Genomic DNA, 18256 nt, shown 5'->3' with positions numbered 1-18256 from the left:
TACGGAAGGGACAGCCCTTATGCATATATCTCTTGTTAAAGGCCAAAAGACGGATGTTACAAAAACAAATCCAGGACTCTCACAGATTGGTATTGGACTCGGATGGAACTCTCCTGCGAACATAGATCTGGATACTTCAGCATTCTTGCTAAGCGCTAATGGGAAGGTAGATAATGACGAACAGTTGGTATTCTACAACAATCCTACAAAAAGCGGTGTGAATTTCATCGATCAACCCTCTCATGGGACCGATAAGAAGCAATTTTCTATTCAATTTTCTAACGTTCCAGCTAATGTTGAGAAAGTTGCTATTACACTAACCATCCATGAGGGTGAGAAGCTAAAGCAGCAATTCAGCCAAGTGACACAAGCTTATTTACGGATTTTTCATCCTAGCACAGGGCAAGATATGTTGCGATATGAATTAGGAAATCAATTCTCCGTTGAGACAGCTATTGTTGTAGGGGAACTATATAGATACGGCACAGAATGGAAATTCAGTGCGATTGGATCTGGCTTTTCCGGTGGGCTGAAAGCGCTGTGCGGTAATTTCGGAATCGAGGTTAAGGATGAACCTACACCTAACCCTGTACCTAATCCAACACCGACGCCACCCCCAGTTTCAACTCCGGCGCAAGCGAGTAAACCTCCTCTTATCCCGCCAGCTCCAATTAATCTGAATAAGATTGAATTGAAGAAGAAGGGCGATCGAATTAGTCTTGCGAAGAAGACGACAGGTAATCTCGGGGAAATTGTCATTAATTTAAACTGGAATCAGAAGAAGAAACCTGGTGGATTTTTCGGTAAAAGCAAAGGGATCGATCTGGATCTAGCTTGTTTATATGAATTAAAGAACGGTGAGAAGGGCGTTATTCAAGCGCTTGGCAACCGATTCGGTTCACTCCATAGAGAGCCGTATATCGCCTTAGACGGTGATGACCGTACGGGCTCCGTAACAACAGGAGAGAACATTCGAATTAATGGGAATAAGCTTTCTGAATTTGAACGTATTCTAATTTTCACTTTCATTTACGAAGGTGCAACCACTTGGTCTGAAGCAGATGGCGTAGTGTCCATCAAACAGGATGGCGGACCCGACATCGAAGTGAAATTGAACGAGCATGATAATCGTCAGGGCATGTGTGCCATTGCGTTAATTCGTAATCAAAATAATGAAACTTTTAGCATTGAGCGGCTTGTTCAATATTTCTCCGGACATAAGGCGCTAGATGAAGCCTTTGGATGGGGAATGAGATGGGTTGCAGGAAATAAGTAAATAATTAGCGAAATATACAGGAGGGTCAAGGCATGTCAGATTTTTTTCAAAGTTTTATCAACAACTTCCTTAACTTTTTCGACTGGGAAGTGCTTTCAAGAACACTTTCTGATCCAGTTAACTGGGGGATTATCGGGACATTAGTTATCTTAGAGGGTCTTTTATCCGCTGATAACGCATTGGTACTGGCAGTAATGGTAAAGCATTTACCGAAGGAGCAGCAGAAAAAAGCTTTATTCTATGGACTCCTAGGTGCCTACATTTTCAGGTTCATAGCTATTGGAGTAGGTACGTTCCTTGTTCAAATCACTTGGATTAAAGTGCTCGGCGGCGCCTATCTCCTCTGGATTGCCATCAGTAATCTTTTCTTCAAGAAGAAGGAAGAGGAAGGGGAGGTTCAGAATAAAGGACTTTCCTTCTGGCGTACTGTTCTTGCTGTAGAAGTCATGGATATTGCTTTTAGTGTCGATAGCGTACTTGCTGCCTTTGGTGTAAGTGACCAGGTTTGGGTATTGTTCCTTGGAGGCATCATAGGTGTACTTATGATGAGAGGCGTGGCGCAAGTCTTCTTAAAGCTCATTGACAAGATTCCAGAGTTGGAGAAAGCAGCCTTCATCCTAATTATCATTATTGGTCTTAAGATGATTGCTGGTGCATTTGGTGTCCATATTTCACATGTTCTTTTCTTCTCAACCCTTATTGTCATATTTGGAGGCACGATTGTTCTTAGCTTGCTTCGCAAAAAGGACAAGCAGAAATCAGCTAGCTAATAATACCGTCTATACAATGACAATCCCTCCTTTACGGGGGGATTGTTTCTTAAACGAAAGAGGGAGGAATCGGGATTGAGATATTTTAATTATTTAACAGCGGATGAAGAGAAAGCTCTATTTTATTTACCTCCGACTTCCTTCCATAATCATTCGCGCAAAGAAATCCTAGCTTATTCCATTGGTGCTGCACTTTATATGCCTGCTACACGTCCCACGTTTGCTGAAGATATCGCTTTTGGTAAAATTGAAGGTCTTGTTTCTGTTATTCTTGATTTGGAAGATGCCGTTGGTGAAAATGAGGTTCATGCCGCAGAAGAATCATTGGTGAATCAAATGAATAAGCTAGCCACCTTCATTGAGGTCGGGATTCTTCATACGGACAATATTCCGCTTTTATTCGTACGAGTAAGAAGTGTGAATCAGTTGAATTACTTGATCGAAAGATTAGAAGAGAACGTAGCCCTTTTAACCGGATTTGTATTCCCGAAATTTACAGCAGACAATGGAGCGGCTTATTTTGAAATACTAGAAAATTATAATGACGAGAAACCGGCTTCTGCACCAATGCTATATGGTCTGCCAATTCTAGAGTCTGGACCTGTGATTTATAAGGAAAGCCGTACCCATACGCTTCAAACGATTAAAGAGATCCTAGAGCAGTATAAGAATTTGGTCCTCAATGTAAGAATAGGCGCTACGGATTTCTCCAGCTTATTTGGTTTGAGACGCAGCCCAGACATGACCATTTATGACATAACGCCGATTCGAGATTGTGTAGCTGACATTATTAATATATTTGGACGTGTTGACGCCTCTTACGTTATTTCCGGACCTGTATGGGAATATTTTCCTCAAAAAGGATTGGTTCGCGAAGTGATTATGGATAAAGAGAACGGCATGATTGGCAAGACGATTATTCATCCTACTCATATTAAACCCGTTCAATCGCTATACGCGGTGACTCATGAAGAGTATACGGATGCTACAAGTATTATTACGAACAATAATGGCGATCATGGCGTTATTAAGAGCGCATATGCCAATAAAATGAATGAAATCAAACCTCATTTAAGCTGGGCTAGACGTATTCTCTTACGATCACAAATTTATGGGGTGCTGCATGAACAACAACAATATGACGGATTATTGCTCAAGCAAAATCGAGCATACGTATAAGATCGCTGGTGATTTAGAGCTTCAAGTGACATTGACCTATAATCCCTTTGAGATTCCCCTCGACTCTCTGTTCGCCATGGCGGCAAGAATCAATAAGAAACGATCGTTTCTGTTTGTTAGCAAAGTGCTGGGGAAACATATCCCTGTGAATCCGTATTCCTCCTTATTAAGCGGCGCTTCATTGGCACTACTTTTACAACAAGCCTTAAAAGGTACTATGCCGCAGCAGTTAATCCCTCAAGCCATTCAGGGCATTATAGATCCTTCTCAGGCCGAAGCGGCCTATAAAGAAATTATGTCCTATCGTTTAAGTTTGCCTCAATCAGTTGCTTTTATAGGGTTTGCTGAAACTGCTACAGCCATCGGACATGCCGTTTATGAAACCTTTGGTCAGGGTGGCAGCTATATTCATACCACGCGTGAAGTGATCGAAGGATCGGCATCCATCATTAATTTCAGTGAGGAGCATTCCCATGCGGTAGCACATTATTGTTACGCGAAGGATCCTCAGATGCTTACACATCCTGAGATTGTAGTCCTTGTTGATGATGAAATTACGACTGGTAAGACCTCTTTGAACATTATTCGAGATATGCAGGGGAAATTTTCGAAGAAAACCTACTACATCCTTGCTCTGCTTGATTGGAGAACCCCAGAGGATCAGCAGCAGTTTCTGAAGCTAGAACTGGAGCTAGGTATCTCCATCCACGTGCTTTCCTTAGTCAAAGGTAAGGTAAAAGTAACTGGTTCATCTGAAAGTTTGACCCCCCAAGTGCCTGTCCTTCCTATTCCAAATCAAATGGGACCCATTCACTTCATGTATTTAGATCATCTATTCGCTCATGCTCCTTATGAGAGCCAACATCCTTATTTACAGCATAGTGGAAGATTTGGTCTTACGCCGGAGGAAAGCGAACAATCCGATCATTCGATATCTCAAGCCGCCAAACAATTGAAACTTACTCGTACAGGTAAGAAGACGTTGTGCATAGGCACAGGTGAGTTTATGTATATCCCCATGCGAATTGCTGCTGAAATGGGAGAAGGAGTGTCTTACCAATCGACGACGAGGAGTCCAATTCATACCATTGATACAGAGGATTACGCAGTCAAAATAGGCTATCCGTATTCATCTCCGGAGGATCCCGATGTCACTCATTTCCTATACAACGTTCCAGTAGGCATGTATGACGATCTCTATTTATTTATGGAACGAGAAGCAGATCCAGCTTCGATGCAGCCGCTGCTTCAAATTCTTCAAACGCGAGGGCTGAAACGGATTCATATTGTTTTCTTCTCTTCTCAAACGATTGACTGGAAGGAGAATGCAGCATGGACGATTGGCGAGCTAGACCAATAGAGGAGCCAAGGCACTTGGGCAGCTATCCAGCTACCGATGTGACATTCCTGCTGAAGGATTTGAGCGAGGTTATGCTGGAAAGGTCGATGGATGCGAGAGAACTAGCCATTCAATCGGGTACTCATTATTCAGAAATGCTTCCTCAAGAGCATCTACCAACGTCCGATTATTTAAAATTGTACCAAGAGACGCTGCAGATGTCAGCCAAGAAGGTTGCATTAGCAGTCGGTACAACGGCAGAGCTTATTCGCAGTAAGAAAGGACCGAACACGGTGCTGGTCTCTCTTGCTAGAGCGGGCACGCCGGTCGGTATTCTAATAAGACGCTACCTGCAGGAAGTGCATCAGTTGGACATGCCCCATTACAGCATCTCAATTATTCGAGGTAAAGGGATTGACGAGAACGCTTTGTTTTATATCCTGCAAAAGCATCCAGAAGCGAAGATTCAATTTGTCGACGGGTGGACCGGCAAGGGAGCAATCCGTAAAGTTCTTATAGAGGCTTGCAGCAAGCTGGAACGAGATTACGGGATCAATTTGGACGATGATCTTTCTGTTCTTGCTGATCCTGGCCATTGCACGGATATGTTTGGGACGAGAGAGGATTTCTTGATTCCGAGTGCTTGCTTGAATGCGGTAGTATCCGGTTTAATGAGTCGAACGGTGCTGCGAGAGGATCTCATTGGGCCGAATGACTTTCATGGTTCCAAATATTATAAAGAGTGGTTGGACCAGGATCTCTCCAATCATTTTATTGCGGAGATTGTACCCTTTTTTGGTGAGGTAATGAAAGAAGCAAATCAAAGCGCCAGAGAACTACTCCAGCATCCTCCGGCGATTTCATGGAAGGGATTGCGAGATATCCAAGCGATTCAGAGCGAGTATCAGATTGCAGATATCAACTTGATCAAACCCGGTGTTGGAGAAACGACCCGTGTACTACTCCGTAGAGTGCCGTGGCGGATATTAGTAGACCGATTAGATAATCCGAATATACGTCATATCCTCCTTTTGGCTGAAGCTAGGGAAGTACCTATAGAAGTGTACCCAGGTCTCACTTATTCCTGTTGTGGTATTATAAAATCCGTGAAAGGAGATGCCGAATGATATTTGCAAGCGATTTAGATCAAACGTTAATCTATTCACAGCCTTTAGAGCGTGCTGAAGAATTAGGCGATCGGATTATTACAGCAGAGCTTATTGACGGTAAAGTGAGATCGTATATGTCCTCAAATTCCTACCAGCTGCTTCAAAAGTTGATGACGGAGCTCATTTTCATCCCGGTTACGACACGAACCATGCAGCAGTACAATCGTATACATTTAATTAGTCAAATGTTGAAGCCCACCTATGCCGTTACAAGCAACGGCGGGAATATTCTGATAGATGGACATCCCGACCTGGAATGGCAAGCTTCTGTAGTTGCTCGCGTCAGTGAATCAAGTGAGCATGTGCAGGATGTCAGAATGCTGCTAGATCGTGTCCTTAGTCCGGAATGGGTCATCAGTTCTAGCTATTGCGACGAGCTATTTTTTTCCCATATCATTGACCGAGCAAAGATGCCGCTTGAGGATGTTACTCAGATGAGTGCAGAACTTCAGCGAATGGGCTGGAGCACTTCCGTTCAAGGAAGAAAGGTCTATGTCGTTCCCCAAGTCGTTAATAAAAGAGATGCCGTTCAGTATCTCAAGCAGTTAACAGAGGAGCGCCAAGTTGTGGCATCTGGTGATTCTCTCTTGGATCAGATCTTGATTGATTTTGCTGATTTCTCTATCGTCCCTAGACACGGAGAATTATTTCGACAAGAGCAGCTTCAATCGACGGGGAACTATTCATTTACCGAGGAATCCGGGATTTTCGCTACGGACGAAATACTTAAGTATGTTGAATCCGTAAACATAGAGCAAACGAATCTATTTGTCATAAAGGAGTCCTCATGAAAAAAGTATGGTTTAACCGTTGGTTTTCAGTAGCCTTTCATTATATGAATAGCATTCGCAATAATGAAGATGGCGTTCAATTCAAAATGTATGCCACACACCCGGACCGTACCCATATGGCTCTACAGGCGGCTGATTACGCGGATACCGAACCTGTTTTAGGTGATGATGATTATGTGGAGTTTGCCCTTGATTTCTGCAAAAAGCATGGTATTGATGTATTCATTCCCAGATTACATATGTACGCAATAGCGAAGCATATTGATTTGTTCGAAAAGGTAGGAACGAAAGTAACAGTTTGTCGTGACCTTGAGCTATTAGAGAACTTACTGGAAAAACAAAAGTTTTATGAAGCCATTAGGGATACGAACATTATTTCAATCCCTGACTATCATGTGGTCAATACGGCAGATGAATTTATGACAGCCTATGAGGCGCTCGTAAGTGCAGGTCACCAGGTTTGTATGAAGCCAACGAATGCCGAGGGCGGTATGGGCTTCAGAATCATCAGCAATGGGCGGGATACATTAAGTGATCTGTTCGGCACAGTTACTCCATATCTCTCTACAGAACAGGTATACAAGACCTTATCATCCGTAGATCGTTTCGAGGACCTGATGGTGATGGAATTATTAAACGGCTTTGAGTACAGCATCGATTGCTTAGCATCGGCTTCTGGGGAATTACTTGCCGCTGTGCCGCGTCGTAAAGCGGACGGACGGCTAAGGCTGCTTGAGGAAGTGCCTGAGCTGATCGAAATCGCACATCAGGTTGCTGCCACCTACAAGATCCCGTTTAATTACAACATTCAAGTGAAGTACAATCAGGGTGTGCCTAAATTACTTGAGATTAATCCGAGAATGTCTGGCGGGTTGCATGTGACTTGTCTATCAGGTATTAATTTCCCTTATTTAGCTGTGAAATCAATTTTGGGTGGGCATGTGGACAACCAAAAGCCTAATTATGGCATTCTGGCCAGTCACATTGAGAAATACGTTATTATGGATTTAGGCGAATAAAAGGAACCTTGCATCATATCTTTGAATATAGATGAACAAATCTGTCAAAGAAGGTGCACAGGATGATAATAAGCGGGATTATACTTTCTGGAATAATCATTGTGCTCATTGTCGTAGCAAGCGCTGAAAAAGCAGAATATGTGTCTAAATTCATTGAAAAATAGTCATCTATGAAACCTGAAAAGGTTTCTTTTTTTTGTTATGATTTGGTAGAATATAAGAATAGATTTGTGATGCTGGGGAGGGGGCTGTACGTTGCTGGATTTTACATTTGAGATTGTTGACGAGTCGACTATTAATACCAGAATTTTGTATGCCAATGAATGGTTCACTTTCAATATATATGAGAAAGATCATGTTTGGACACTTCATCCCTTTGATGGTATGTTAATACGGAATAAAGATATGTGTCAACTTGTGATAAATGAGCTGCTCAAAAATAAATATTTTCATGTCATGTGCGCGAAAGAGAATATCCTATTGTCAGAGCTGCGGACGACAGTTGATTTAAGTAATAGAACGAGCATGTCTACACCTAGACCTACACCTTCACCTAGAGAAGAACAAATGGATGAAGAGCTTCCCGACGATATGAAGTCATTTATGGATTATCATACTTTGGATGAAATTATAGACATGGAGAAACAAATTATTCATAAACGAATGACTTTTTACAAACAAATGTTAGAGGCCATGTTCATGCAAGGGGCAGGACCGGCGGACGAGGAATTTATCCAGATTCAATCCATTTATATGATGTGGAAAGGATCGTATGAGAAATTGAATGGGTTAAGCGATCAAGATTTGTCTGGTGGGAAGAAGAGATGGTAGTATAAAGGGAGACTTAAATACCAAAGGTACATGTTCAAAAAGCCGTAAGGCTTATTTTTTTGTCCTATCACTTGTTTACAAAGGAGTACTAAATGAGCATTCCCAAAATTGAAACACCGAAAATCCCCAAAGAAATACCAGCCATTACACTGCCGAACGAGGAAATGCAGCCGGAAGATAGCTTTCATACGGGTCTTATAAGTGATTGTATCATTGACAATCAGTCCGCATATAAAGTCGCTTTTGATAAAGTGATATTTCGTAATGTCACCTTCACACGGATATCGATGAAAGACATAGAGCTGACTGATGTTATTTTCGAGAAATGCGATCTATCCAACGTTGATTTTGGTGAAGCTACGATCCATCGGACTGAATTTAGAAACTGCAAAATCATGGGCATTGACCTGACAGAAGCAGCTGTCCGGAACGTCTTATTTCATACATGCTTGGCCGACTATGCAACCTTTCGTATGGCTAACTTCAAGCAGATTGTTTTTCAAGAGTGTTCGCTTTTAAATGCTGATTTCTACGAATCTACGCTGCAAAAAGTGTATTTTGATAACTGTCAGCTGGACCGGGCGCAATTCACGGGTGTGAAGCTTGCAGGAATTGATATCAGTAGCTGTGAATTTACAAGTTTAGGTGTGAGTATAGAGGATTTACGCGGCTGCATCATTTCGAGGGGACAAGCCTCAGTTTTTGCAAGTCTTTTCGGACTTATATTGAAGGAATAAGGAGAAAATAATAAAGGAAATTGCTCCGGCAGCCTAGTATATCCGTGAAATGAGGAGTTAACCTTGAAATTCGGCTTTGATATCGATGATACACTTATTAATTTAAGAGAACATGCCTTTCATATTTATAACAATAAACTAAAGCAAAATATTGGCTTGGACGCGTTCCACGCCTTAACGACGATGGAGATTCACAGTGCCTTCGGTTTGACGAAAGAAGAAGGAGGCAAGCTGTGGACTAGCCTCCGCGATGACATTTATTATTCTCAGTGTCCTTCTTTTCCCTATGCCGTAGATATCTTGCAAGAATTAGTACATCAAGGTCATGAGGTCTACTATATTACGGCAAGGGCCAAAGAGCATACAGACCGAACGGAAAAATGGTTAATAGCCAATGGTTTCCCGGTGGTTGAGGGACATTTTTATTGTGGGATGAGTGATTCCGAGAAAGTACATATTATTGAAAAGCTGAACTTGGATTATTATTTTGATGATAAACCGGCCGTTCTGGAAACCCTGTCTCACCTCCCATTGAACTTATATGTGAAAGATAGATCGTATAATCAGCACTTGAACCTGCCTCGAATTGTATCTTGGGATGAACTCCGAGAAATTATAAAATGAAACAAAGCTGAACACCTAAATGTTAAGGGGTTCAGCTTTTTTACTCCTTTAACTAGATTTACAATAAATACAAGTGTAGATAATCATCCAATGACATTCTTCCTTTAATGTCAGTCTATGTGGATAAACTTTCCATAAGAGTAGAGGAGATGAACTGATGTTAAAGAAGAATGCTCTGACGGTCGTCCTAGTGGCCGTAGTAGGAACAAGTTTACTAGCTGGTCTAGGCGGAGCACCCAAGCCTGCCGCAGCTGCGAGTAACATGGTACCGAATTATGAAGTGAAGCTTCTCCTTAATCCAAGCGCAGTTCTTGGATCAGATTTTAAACTTACAAGCAGCGTAAAGAGTGCATTTGGCATGCCTGATAGCGTGACCAAAATGAACGTCCAGTTCCTGGACACGAACGCCAAGGACATTTATAACAATGGTTGGAGTCCAAGGATTCGTAAAACAGAGGGAGAGAACGCTTTCGAGCTTAGCTACAAAAAGCGTTATGCCGTTATTGGCAACGATATTAATGGAGCCTTAACACTCGCAAACCAACAAAGCTTTGATTCAAGCGATACGGGCTATGAGGCTCAAGTCGAGTGGGGTTATCAGAAGAAAACACTAAGTATCACACGTCCAAAGACAGGTACTAAATCAGGCTATAGCGGTATGGATCTCCCAAACCAGACCGATTCCCGCAGTCTTCTGATTAATAATGCACCTGATAAATTTAATAATTGGCTTTACAGTGGTTGGGGGACTAGCAAGCTTTCCTCTTCCCGTGTCTACGGTCCGGTTCTAGCTAAACGTTCAATCGGAACATGGAGCGGCCAACAGCTTTATATCGAAGTGTGGCCTATTCTTAATGCAGCTGGTACGGGAACTGAATACGTTGTTGAAGCTTCATTTAAAACAAATAGTGAATCGACAGCATCCAGTAAGCATGATGAACTAATTACCTATCTGCAAAGTAAAGGCTGGTTCCTCGCACAAGATTCACTGAAAACACAGCTAATCATGGATCGGTATTAAAAATATTGTCTATACGATACCGACCATAAAACGAACCAAGAACTAAGATCAAGGACTAAGGACTAAGAACAAAGAAACCAGTACCGAGAATCGCGAACGAAGAACCCAAAAACCATAAACCAAAAACCAAAAACCAAGAGCCAAGAGCTAGGAACGAAGAACCGCGAAACCCAAGAACCATCCAAGAGACAAGAGCCAAGAGCCAAGAGTCAAGAGCCAAGAACCAGAACCAAGAGCCAAGAGCCAAGAGCCAAGAGCCAAGAGCCAAGAGCCAAGAACCAGAACCAAGAACCAAGAGCCAAGAGCCAAGAGCCAAGAACCAAGAGCCAAGAGCCAAGAGCCAAGAGCCAAGAGCCAAGAACCAAGAACCAAGACCGAGAACCGAGAACTCAGAACCCAAAACCCAAAACCAGGAAACCAAGCATCCAACTCCCATACCATAAATCCAAACTTGACCACCTTTCAACAAAGGTGGACTTTCGCTTCCAGTCCACTATGCTCACTATCCCCTTAACTCAGAATGAAAGCAAAGCAGACATGAATGTAGGAATGAATGTATGCATGCAAGTAAGTAAGTAAGTAAGTAAGTAAGTATGTATGTATGTATGTATGTATGTATGTATGAACGCATTATCAAGTTGTCGTTCAATTGAAACTAAGTTTTATTTCTATAATTTCAAAAAATTGAATAGCCAAATAGAATACTACTCTTTGTCTAATTAGTAGCAAGCGGGTTTGAAGCATAGTTGAACTAAATGGGCAAAAATAGGTATGTTTTTTGAAGAAAGGTTTTGCCGATAACTAAATTCGTCTAAGTACTTTTGCAAATGTTTGGGTCCGAGGCCATGGAAGGTTTTATTTATCCATTTACTAGCTTGTTTAGCGAATATGAGCAATGGGCGAAGTCGTGTGGGGGTATAAAAACCTGTAACAATCTTAATATTTTGGGTATCGGATTCTATGTGCTGTTGTTGGAAGGCTGTTGTTTCAAAACGAGGAATATGTCTTTCTTTTGGATTCGTAAGAAGTACATGCTTTATTTTGAGGTAGGTAGATTCATTCCATTCATTAACTGATGAGCCTATGAGAAGAAGGTGCTCTTGCGGGTGTTTGCGAACAGAAGGATTATAAGGACGTCCATAGATAGCCGAATTAATACAAACTGAGCCCGAAAGCGGAGTTTGATTATCGGAGCTATGAATCATAGAACGGATTTTATATAAGATTAGCCAGGCAGTTTTATAAGTAACCTTAATAAGTTTAGAAAGTTCGATTGCGGTCGTACCTTTATTTGTACGGGAGAAAAGAAAAAGAGCCAGCATCCATTTAGTTAGTTCAGTTCGGCTTCCCTCCATAATTGTCCCCGATATAAGAGACGTTTGATGGCGGCAGTGACAGCATTCGTAAAGCGGAAGACGACGGGTAGTTGTCACATAAGCATGACTATGTTTACAACGCGGGCAGCTAAAACCTTCAGGCCACTTAGTATGAAAGATATACTCGATGCAATCACTAACAGTGGAAAAATGATTTTGAAATTGATCAAGTGACATACTTGCAAAATTCATAAGCATCTCTCCAGTTATATCAAAATGGGAATATGTGTTCTACTAATAATATACCAAACATATGATCTTATTTCAAGAGAAAATGGAAATATTTTATTTGGAAATGAATGATTTTCTGGTTTCTGAGTATTGGGGATAGTGTCCATAGATGTGGTGAAAAGTTGGGTTGGAGACAAGTGAGGTGACGTGGTAGGGAAGATAACAATGAGATGAGATACAAGTACGCAGACAGGACAGGATAGGAAGGGACAAATTGTGCCGGCTGAAGGATGTGGTGGGAAAGGTAGATGCGGAGTCGATGGGGTGTAGAGATGAGTAAATATGGAATGGATGAGGCGCAACTGGAAAGATGCTATGGTGATGGGTCGCAGGCGTGAGAAGATTTGGAATGAATGGGATGTACGTGGGAAGTTGCTATGGTGATGGGTCGCAGGCGTGAGAGGATATGGAATGAATGGGGCGTACGTGGAAAGATGCTACGATGATGGGTCGCAGGCGTGAGAGGATATGGAATGAATGGGGCGTACGTGGAAAGATGCTACGATGATGGAACGCAGGCTTGAGAAGATACGGAATGGATGAGATGCACGTGGGAAGAAGCTGTGATGATGGGTCACAGAAGCGAAGACGCAGGAGACGATGGGCCCAGATGTGAGCGGATACTAATGATGGGGATAACTGAGCAGGCGTAAGTAGGTTAGACCCATTGGGTTCAGTCACGATAACGATATGGACGCGCAGGGGACGGGACACAAATGGAGTGTGGATGGAGAAGAGATAGATTAACATAGGAGATGAACGTATGACCGCGGTGTGGACTTGCTGTGGGCAACGTGTCTTCTTTTTCACTCCATGTCCGCATAAGGTAGTACTAATTGATTTGAGTGGCTAGGGGAGGGAATGGGATGCTGCTAAGGCGACGCTGGAGAAGCAGACCTACAGGGAAAACAAACCGCAAGAAGGTGCTGTTGATCGGTCTTCTCATCTTTGTCTTATTTGGCGTGCAGTTTTTTATTTTTGTGGAACGTAATCTTAGACCTCCACTAATGAATTTGGCAAAAGTACGCATCAAGCAGATAGCAACACAGGCGATTAATAGTGCTATTGCGGATCATGTGGCTGGAAGTACGAGTGCGGAGCAATTAATTGATTGGAAGATGGATAAAAACGGTAAAATAACAGGATTCATGCTTAATTATAATGAACATATGCGTATAACTGCAGATACGATTAAAACTGTGCAAGGTGAACTGAAGGATTTGCAAAGTATATCAGAGCATATTCCGGTTGGGCAAGCGATGAATAGTGCTATTCTCTCCTCATTTGGCCCGGATATTCCGATTCGGCTTCTGCCAGTTGGTAATGTGAAGGTTGATCTGAATACACGTTCTCAAAACGCGGGAATCAATATGGTTATGTTTGAAGTATATGTTCGTATTATTGCTGAAGTATCTGTGATTATTCCCTTTGATTCCGATACTGAAATTGTGGAAACAGAAATTCCTATTTCCTATTCACTCGTGGTTGGGGATGTCCCTACGTATTATTATGATAACAAGGGTAAACCTGTGGGCAGTAATAAGGATGCGAGTCCACCGAGTTTATCGCTGCCTAGCATTCCGAATGCGGGAACTACAACAACACCAAAGGCTGAGGGAGTTTCAACGCAAGAAAGCAATACACAAAAAGAACCGCCCCAATAATGGAGCGGTTTTATTTTTTCTTTTTCATCCGATCTTCACGTTCCCATTTGCGAAGGGAGGGGTAAGGATCAAAGCTCCACTCGGTTAACCCATTATCACGATAAAGCCCAAAATGAAGATGCGGTGGGAATTTACCTGATGTTCCCGGCTTACCATAACCAGAACTACCCACCCAGCCGATGGTTTGTCCAGGTTTTACAATATCATTTTCTTTGATTCCTTTTTGAAAACCAGACAGATGGGCGTAGTAATGATAAATATTGTTCACATCTCGAATACCAATCCGCCAGCCTCCGTATGGATTCCAGCCCTTAATCTCCACAATGCCATAGCAAGTGCTTCGTACAGGAACACCATAACCCGCAAATAAGTCTGTTCCTTCATGGGAACGATGCCCGCCCCACCCGCGACTGTCCCCCCATGTGCTGCGGTAGGAGTAATCCGCGGTCACCGGCAGTGGAAAAGCATGCTCTCCAACATCGAGGGTACCTAGTGTGGCATAGATTGTAGCGAATTGCTTGATACGTTCAACACTGCGCGAGTTTTGATAATAATTCCACAAGTTAATTTGTAAATTTTCTTCTTTGTTGCCATTATTGCTCATTAGTGTGGCCATAGCTGCCAGTACGTCTAAATCGCTGTTTCGATCTGCGATGCCGTCACCTGAACCATCTCGCCCGAAACCATGAAAGAAGGAGATGCTTCTTGGATTTGTATCTTGCTGGTCTGGATTCAATAAGCCGACCCAATCTGCTTCAGGGAAGTAAATGCTGGTAATCCCTTGATGCACGGGCCTTTTTTTTGCGATATTCATCGTTCTTTCGTACTGATCAACTGCGGCAAGGTATGCCCATGGAATGCCCGACAAGATGCTTGCTTTTTCGAATAGCTCTTTGCGCTCAGTGTTTAAGTTCGGGTTAACTTTTGACGGAGCTGCGGTAAATAATTGGTCAGATGCAGCGGCATGGGATTCAGCACTGCCTGAAAGAGTCCCGGATTCGGTTGCTGATAGGAGGAGGCTAAGAACAAGAACCCGCGACCAAAACGGTCTGCTTTTCATCTCTATCATCCTTCCTGAAATGTTAGTTCTTAGGATGTACTCTTCTACGAATGTTTATCCCTGCATCTTTCGTTGTTATCTGATTTTTGCTATGATGCCTGTAAGAGGTGAGGATAGTGAGTTTTAATCATAGGGATGAGCATGTGGACGATAGTATGTTGTTAATTCAGGCTAATTTGGATGATATGAACCCGGAGTGGGTTTCTTATATAATGGATAAGCTTTTTGAAGTAGGTGCGAACGATGTATTTGTAGTACCTATTATTATGAAGAAAGGCAGACCAGGGATTATGCTGAATGTGCTGGTTGAAGATGAACGACTCTCTGTTGTAGAGGAAGTTATTTTTAGCGAGACAACGACACTTGGCATCCGGTATATGCACGCTTCCTGTCATAGATTGGCTAGAGAATTCGAGCAAGTGTTAACTCGATGGGGACCTTTAACGGTAAAAGTCGGTTATCATCAGGGGAAAATGGTACAATATGCACCAGAGTTCAAAGAATGCGAACAAATTGCTAAGGAGTATCAAGTTCCTTTGAAGCAGGTATACGAGGAAGTTAGGATGCAGTTTGTGCAGCAAAAAACAAAAAACGTCTCCTCCTGAATCGAAGGAAGAGGCGTTTTTGGCATTTTATAAATGGTCTCCGTGAAGACTCATGTATGGTGTGGGTGTGTATGTGAATATTCATGTTGGTGGTGATGATGGTCATCATGTGTATGTCCATGACCATGACTATGCTCATGTGCAAGGTGCTCGTGGCTTACTTGCCATTTTCCAATATAAGGATCTACTTTACCGACTACGACGCGAAGCACATTAGGTTGATTAGGTAAATCTCTTGTACCTGCACCGTAACCGATGGTGTCAACGATCATTGGAGGAAAGCTTTTGGAGAACTCGTCCACGATTCCGGAAATAATTCCGGCACCAGTTGGCGTGGTCATCTCTAGGTTATAGTTAGTTGAAGCAATGGGTAACCCTCGCATCATTTCCAGTGTTGCCGGAGCGGGTACGGGATAAATACCATGATCGATATGTATCGTTCCTGAACCTAGTGGTACTGGAGAGGCAAAGATGCGCTCGACTTGTAGGGAGTCAATGGCTAAGGCCACACCTACGATATCGACAATGGAGTCTATGGCTCCGACTTCGTGAAAGTGTACTTTTTCAACGGGAATGCCATGGATTTTGGCTTCAGCAATACCGATCTTCTCAAAGATGGCTAAACTGAGAGCTGTTACACGCTCATTGAAACCTGCCTGTTGAATGACTTTTACAATTTCTGAGTAATGACGATGATGTTTCGGCGGATGCTGTGGGTCTAGAATGACATCTAGCTTTAAGGCGGAAATACCGCGCTTAACAACGCGCTTCCATTCCAACATGTACGGCTCTAGCTTGATTTTGGTAAGCTCTTCTTCAATGTAAGTTCGATCTGCTCCTGCATCTACTAAAGCACCAAGGGTCATATCACCGCTGATTCCGGAGAAGCAGTCTAAATATAAAATGCGCATTGTAGGATCTCACGCTCGTTTCGACATATTTTTGTTGATGAGCCCTGCATAGTAGCCGGCTCCAAAGCCGTTGTCGATGTTCACTACTGAGATTCCTGGTGAGCAGCTATTTAGCATCGACAACAAGGGGGCGATACCTGCAAGATTCGCGCCATAACCGATGCTTGTCGGCACAGCCACGATCGGTTTGGCTACAAGCCCGCCGACGACGCTGGCGAGCGCGCCTTCCATGCCGGCAACGACCACAATCGCGTTTGCACCGCGAATGAGCTCCAGCCGGCGGAAGAGCCGGTGAATGCCTGCTACACCTACGTCGAATATACGTTCAACGTGGCTGCCTAGGCATTCTGCCGTAAGAGCCGCTTCCTCCGCCACGGGGAGGTCGGAGGTGCCTGCGCATACGACGGCGATATAGCCGTCGTGGACTTTAAGCATGGGTCGCTTAAACCAGGTCAGCGACCTCGCAGTTTCGTGGTAGGTGACACCTTCCACGGCAGCGGTAACATGGGCGGCTTTGGCCGCGTCTACGCGCGTAGCGAGCACGCGGTCGGTGTGCTCCATCAGCCGCCTGAAAATCGTCTCGATCTGCTCTGCAGTCTTGCCTTCCCCGAAAATGACTTCGGGGAAGCCCGTACGCTTTTCGCGATCGATGTCGAGCTGAGCAAATCCAAGATCAAGGTTAGCTGGGCCTGCGGCACTGCCTTCCTTGATGATTTGCTTTTTGGCTTCTTCTACGTCCAGATCACCCGCTTGGACGAGCTTTAGGATTTTCTCTAAGTCCATCATAAGGATGCTTCTTTCACCTTGTCTTTCGTCTCCTTGGACAGTACTTCGTTCATGCTGCCCGTGCGGTAACCTTGTAAATCGAGCGTCACGTAAGTGAAGCCGAGCTTGCTGAACTTTTCATAGATCGCATCACGGTGTTCAACGACTTTATGAATCTCATCCGGCATAACCTCGATCCGGGCAATCTTCTCATGGTGACGTACGCGCACCTGATACAATCCAAGCTGGGACAAGAAGTATTCGCCTTCGTCCAGTTGGTCGATTTTCCATTTCTCAATTTGCGTCCCGTAAGGGATACGAGAAGATAAGCAAGCAAAAGACGGTTTATTCCAAGTACGCAGTCCTAGCTCTTTGGAAAGCTGTCTGATCTCGTCTTTGGTCATGCCGGACTCCTGTAAAGTACTACGGACGCCTTGCTCGTTCTTGGCTTGTAGACCCGGTCTATAATCACCGAGATCGTCCATGTTTGAGCCATCAAGAATGTAGGGGTACCCTAACTCTTTGGCAAGTTGCTGCAAATGTGAATAAAGTCCCGTTTTGCAATGGTAACAGCGATCTGGATTGTTAGCGACGAAATTCGCATTTTCCAATTCTTTGACCTCTGTTTTGTACAGTGGGACACCGATTTGTTCTGCTAGTTCAACGGCGGCATCAAATTCCCGAGAAGGGAATGTTTCGGATGCTGCAGTGACGGCTAAGACTTGATCACCGAGCTCCTGCTGCGCACGTTTGAGGACGAATGTACTGTCAACCCCTCCGGAGAAGGCGATTAATACTCGGCCCATACCTCTTAAAATTTCTCCAAGCTTGCGGTCTTTCTCTCGTGTTACTTCTTGTATGCTCATGTTTCTTCCCTCCCATACAGCC

At 43.5% G+C, this 18256-nt stretch carries 19 protein-coding genes; 13 read left to right on the top strand and 6 right to left on the bottom strand.

Annotated elements, in window-relative coordinates; genetic code table 11:
- Positions 1-19 precede the first annotated feature (19 nt).
- The 11 genes from AC58UU_RS20065 to AC58UU_RS20015 all read left to right on the top strand — a co-directional run bounded on the left by AC58UU_RS20065 (position 20) and on the right by AC58UU_RS20015 (position 10756).
- Entirely contained in the window at positions 20-1276 is a 1257-nt protein-coding gene (locus AC58UU_RS20065) for a TerD family protein (RefSeq protein ID WP_497318493.1), read from the top strand.
- A 32-nt stretch (positions 1277-1308) separates the two neighbouring features.
- Positions 1309-2046 (top strand): TerC family protein, encoded by a 738-nt coding sequence (locus AC58UU_RS20060; protein ID WP_497318492.1) that lies wholly within the window; start codon positions 1309-1311, stop codon positions 2044-2046.
- 75 nt (positions 2047-2121) lie between these two features.
- On the top strand, positions 2122-3225 hold the full coding sequence (locus AC58UU_RS20055) for an HpcH/HpaI aldolase/citrate lyase family protein (protein WP_497318491.1): 1104 nt from the start codon (positions 2122-2124) through the stop codon (positions 3223-3225).
- Positions 3170-4585: a phosphoribosyltransferase family protein gene (locus tag AC58UU_RS20050; protein WP_497318490.1), complete on the top strand. Its 1416-nt coding sequence runs from the start codon at positions 3170-3172 to the stop codon at positions 4583-4585. The genes AC58UU_RS20055 and AC58UU_RS20050 overlap by 56 nt, the downstream gene beginning before the upstream one ends.
- Positions 4558-5691, top strand: coding sequence for a cysteine protease StiP family protein (locus AC58UU_RS20045; RefSeq protein WP_497318489.1), 1134 nt, complete (start codon positions 4558-4560; stop codon positions 5689-5691). The genes AC58UU_RS20050 and AC58UU_RS20045 overlap by 28 nt, the downstream gene beginning before the upstream one ends.
- Positions 5688-6524 (top strand): HAD family hydrolase, encoded by an 837-nt coding sequence (locus AC58UU_RS20040; protein ID WP_497318488.1) that lies wholly within the window; start codon positions 5688-5690, stop codon positions 6522-6524. Before AC58UU_RS20045 ends, AC58UU_RS20040 begins: the two co-directional genes overlap by 4 nt.
- Complete coding sequence (locus AC58UU_RS20035) at positions 6521-7543, top strand: ATP-grasp domain-containing protein (RefSeq protein ID WP_497318487.1); 1023 nt, start codon at positions 6521-6523, stop codon at positions 7541-7543. The genes AC58UU_RS20040 and AC58UU_RS20035 overlap by 4 nt, the downstream gene beginning before the upstream one ends.
- 255 nt (positions 7544-7798) lie before the next feature.
- Positions 7799-8374, top strand: a complete 576-nt coding sequence (locus tag AC58UU_RS20030) for a hypothetical protein (RefSeq protein WP_497318486.1) — start codon at positions 7799-7801, stop codon at positions 8372-8374.
- 92 nt (positions 8375-8466) lie between these two features.
- On the top strand, positions 8467-9111 hold the full coding sequence (locus AC58UU_RS20025) for a pentapeptide repeat-containing protein (protein WP_497318485.1): 645 nt from the start codon (positions 8467-8469) through the stop codon (positions 9109-9111).
- Between the two features lie 63 nt (positions 9112-9174).
- Entirely contained in the window at positions 9175-9735 is a 561-nt protein-coding gene (locus AC58UU_RS20020; protein WP_497318484.1) for a 5' nucleotidase, NT5C type, read from the top strand.
- Between the two features lie 157 nt (positions 9736-9892).
- Complete coding sequence (locus tag AC58UU_RS20015) at positions 9893-10756, top strand: hypothetical protein (protein WP_497318483.1); 864 nt, start codon at positions 9893-9895, stop codon at positions 10754-10756.
- 55 nt (positions 10757-10811) lie between these two features.
- On the opposite strand, the gene AC58UU_RS20010 is transcribed toward AC58UU_RS20015, so the two are convergent.
- Together AC58UU_RS20010 and AC58UU_RS20005 are read right to left on the bottom strand one after the other, a co-directional pair.
- Entirely contained in the window at positions 10812-11177 is a 366-nt protein-coding gene (locus AC58UU_RS20010; RefSeq protein WP_497318482.1) for a hypothetical protein, read from the bottom strand.
- A gap of 298 nt (positions 11178-11475) precedes the next feature.
- A complete protein-coding gene (locus tag AC58UU_RS20005) occupies positions 11476-12324 on the bottom strand; it encodes a transposase (RefSeq protein WP_497318481.1) in 849 nt (282 codons plus the stop codon).
- Between the two features lie 905 nt (positions 12325-13229).
- On the opposite strand from AC58UU_RS20005, the gene yunB reads away from it, so the two are divergent.
- Positions 13230-14027 (top strand): sporulation protein YunB, encoded by a 798-nt coding sequence (gene yunB, locus AC58UU_RS20000; RefSeq protein WP_497318480.1) that lies wholly within the window; start codon positions 13230-13232, stop codon positions 14025-14027.
- A 10-nt stretch (positions 14028-14037) separates the two neighbouring features.
- Here the strand turns inward: yunB and AC58UU_RS19995 are convergent, their stop codons facing one another.
- Entirely contained in the window at positions 14038-15087 is a 1050-nt protein-coding gene (locus AC58UU_RS19995) for a M23 family metallopeptidase (RefSeq protein WP_497318479.1), read from the bottom strand.
- Positions 15088-15203: 116 nt separating this feature from the next.
- Between AC58UU_RS19995 and larC2 the strand changes: the two genes are divergently transcribed.
- A complete protein-coding gene (gene larC2, locus AC58UU_RS19990; RefSeq protein WP_497318478.1) occupies positions 15204-15692 on the top strand; it encodes a nickel pincer cofactor biosynthesis protein LarC2 in 489 nt (162 codons plus the stop codon).
- Positions 15693-15742: 50 nt separating this feature from the next.
- On the opposite strand, the gene larC is transcribed toward larC2, so the two are convergent.
- The 3 genes from larC to larE are packed head-to-tail and all read right to left on the bottom strand — an operon-like array spanning position 15743 to position 18234.
- Positions 15743-16603: a nickel pincer cofactor biosynthesis protein LarC gene (gene larC, locus AC58UU_RS19985; RefSeq protein ID WP_497318477.1), complete on the bottom strand. Its 861-nt coding sequence runs from the start codon at positions 16601-16603 to the stop codon at positions 15743-15745.
- A gap of 9 nt (positions 16604-16612) precedes the next feature.
- Positions 16613-17389: a nickel pincer cofactor biosynthesis protein LarB gene (gene larB / locus AC58UU_RS19980; protein ID WP_497318476.1), complete on the bottom strand. Its 777-nt coding sequence runs from the start codon at positions 17387-17389 to the stop codon at positions 16613-16615.
- Positions 17386-18234 carry an ATP-dependent sacrificial sulfur transferase LarE gene (larE, locus tag AC58UU_RS19975; protein ID WP_036632720.1) on the bottom strand — a complete coding sequence of 283 codons (849 nt, stop codon included), beginning with the start codon at positions 18232-18234 and terminating at the stop codon, positions 17386-17388. Before larE ends, larB begins: the two co-directional genes overlap by 4 nt.
- Positions 18235-18256 lie beyond the last annotated feature (22 nt).

The organism is Paenibacillus sp. JT22N1 (assembly GCF_059692155.1).
Note: the sequence above shows the minus strand (reverse complement) of the source record. Positions and strands in the feature narration are given on the sequence as shown.

Bases quoted from the DNA above. Each gene is read 5' to 3' on its own strand.
- AC58UU_RS20060 (WP_497318492.1), top strand. From the start codon at position 1,309: ATGTCAGATTTTTTTCAAAGTTTTATCAACAACTTCCTTAACTTTTTC.
- AC58UU_RS20035 (WP_497318487.1), top strand. From the start codon at position 6,521: ATGAAAAAAGTATGGTTTAACCGTTGGTTTTCAGTAGCCTTTCATTAT.
- AC58UU_RS20040 (WP_497318488.1), top strand. From the start codon at position 5,688: ATGATATTTGCAAGCGATTTAGATCAAACGTTAATCTATTCACAGCCT.
- larB (WP_497318476.1), bottom strand. From the start codon at position 17,389: ATGATGGACTTAGAGAAAATCCTAAAGCTCGTCCAAGCGGGTGATCTG.
- AC58UU_RS20045 (WP_497318489.1), top strand. From the start codon at position 4,558: ATGGACGATTGGCGAGCTAGACCAATAGAGGAGCCAAGGCACTTGGGC.
- AC58UU_RS20065 (WP_497318493.1), top strand. From the start codon at position 20: ATGCATATATCTCTTGTTAAAGGCCAAAAGACGGATGTTACAAAAACA.
- yunB (WP_497318480.1), top strand. From the start codon at position 13,230: ATGCTGCTAAGGCGACGCTGGAGAAGCAGACCTACAGGGAAAACAAAC.
- larE (WP_036632720.1), bottom strand. From the start codon at position 18,234: ATGAGCATACAAGAAGTAACACGAGAGAAAGACCGCAAGCTTGGAGAA.
- AC58UU_RS20015 (WP_497318483.1), top strand. From the start codon at position 9,893: ATGTTAAAGAAGAATGCTCTGACGGTCGTCCTAGTGGCCGTAGTAGGA.
- AC58UU_RS20025 (WP_497318485.1), top strand. From the start codon at position 8,467: ATGAGCATTCCCAAAATTGAAACACCGAAAATCCCCAAAGAAATACCA.
- AC58UU_RS20050 (WP_497318490.1), top strand. From the start codon at position 3,170: ATGAACAACAACAATATGACGGATTATTGCTCAAGCAAAATCGAGCAT.
- AC58UU_RS20005 (WP_497318481.1), bottom strand. From the start codon at position 12,324: ATGAATTTTGCAAGTATGTCACTTGATCAATTTCAAAATCATTTTTCC.
- larC (WP_497318477.1), bottom strand. From the start codon at position 16,603: ATGCGCATTTTATATTTAGACTGCTTCTCCGGAATCAGCGGTGATATG.
- AC58UU_RS19995 (WP_497318479.1), bottom strand. From the start codon at position 15,087: ATGAAAAGCAGACCGTTTTGGTCGCGGGTTCTTGTTCTTAGCCTCCTC.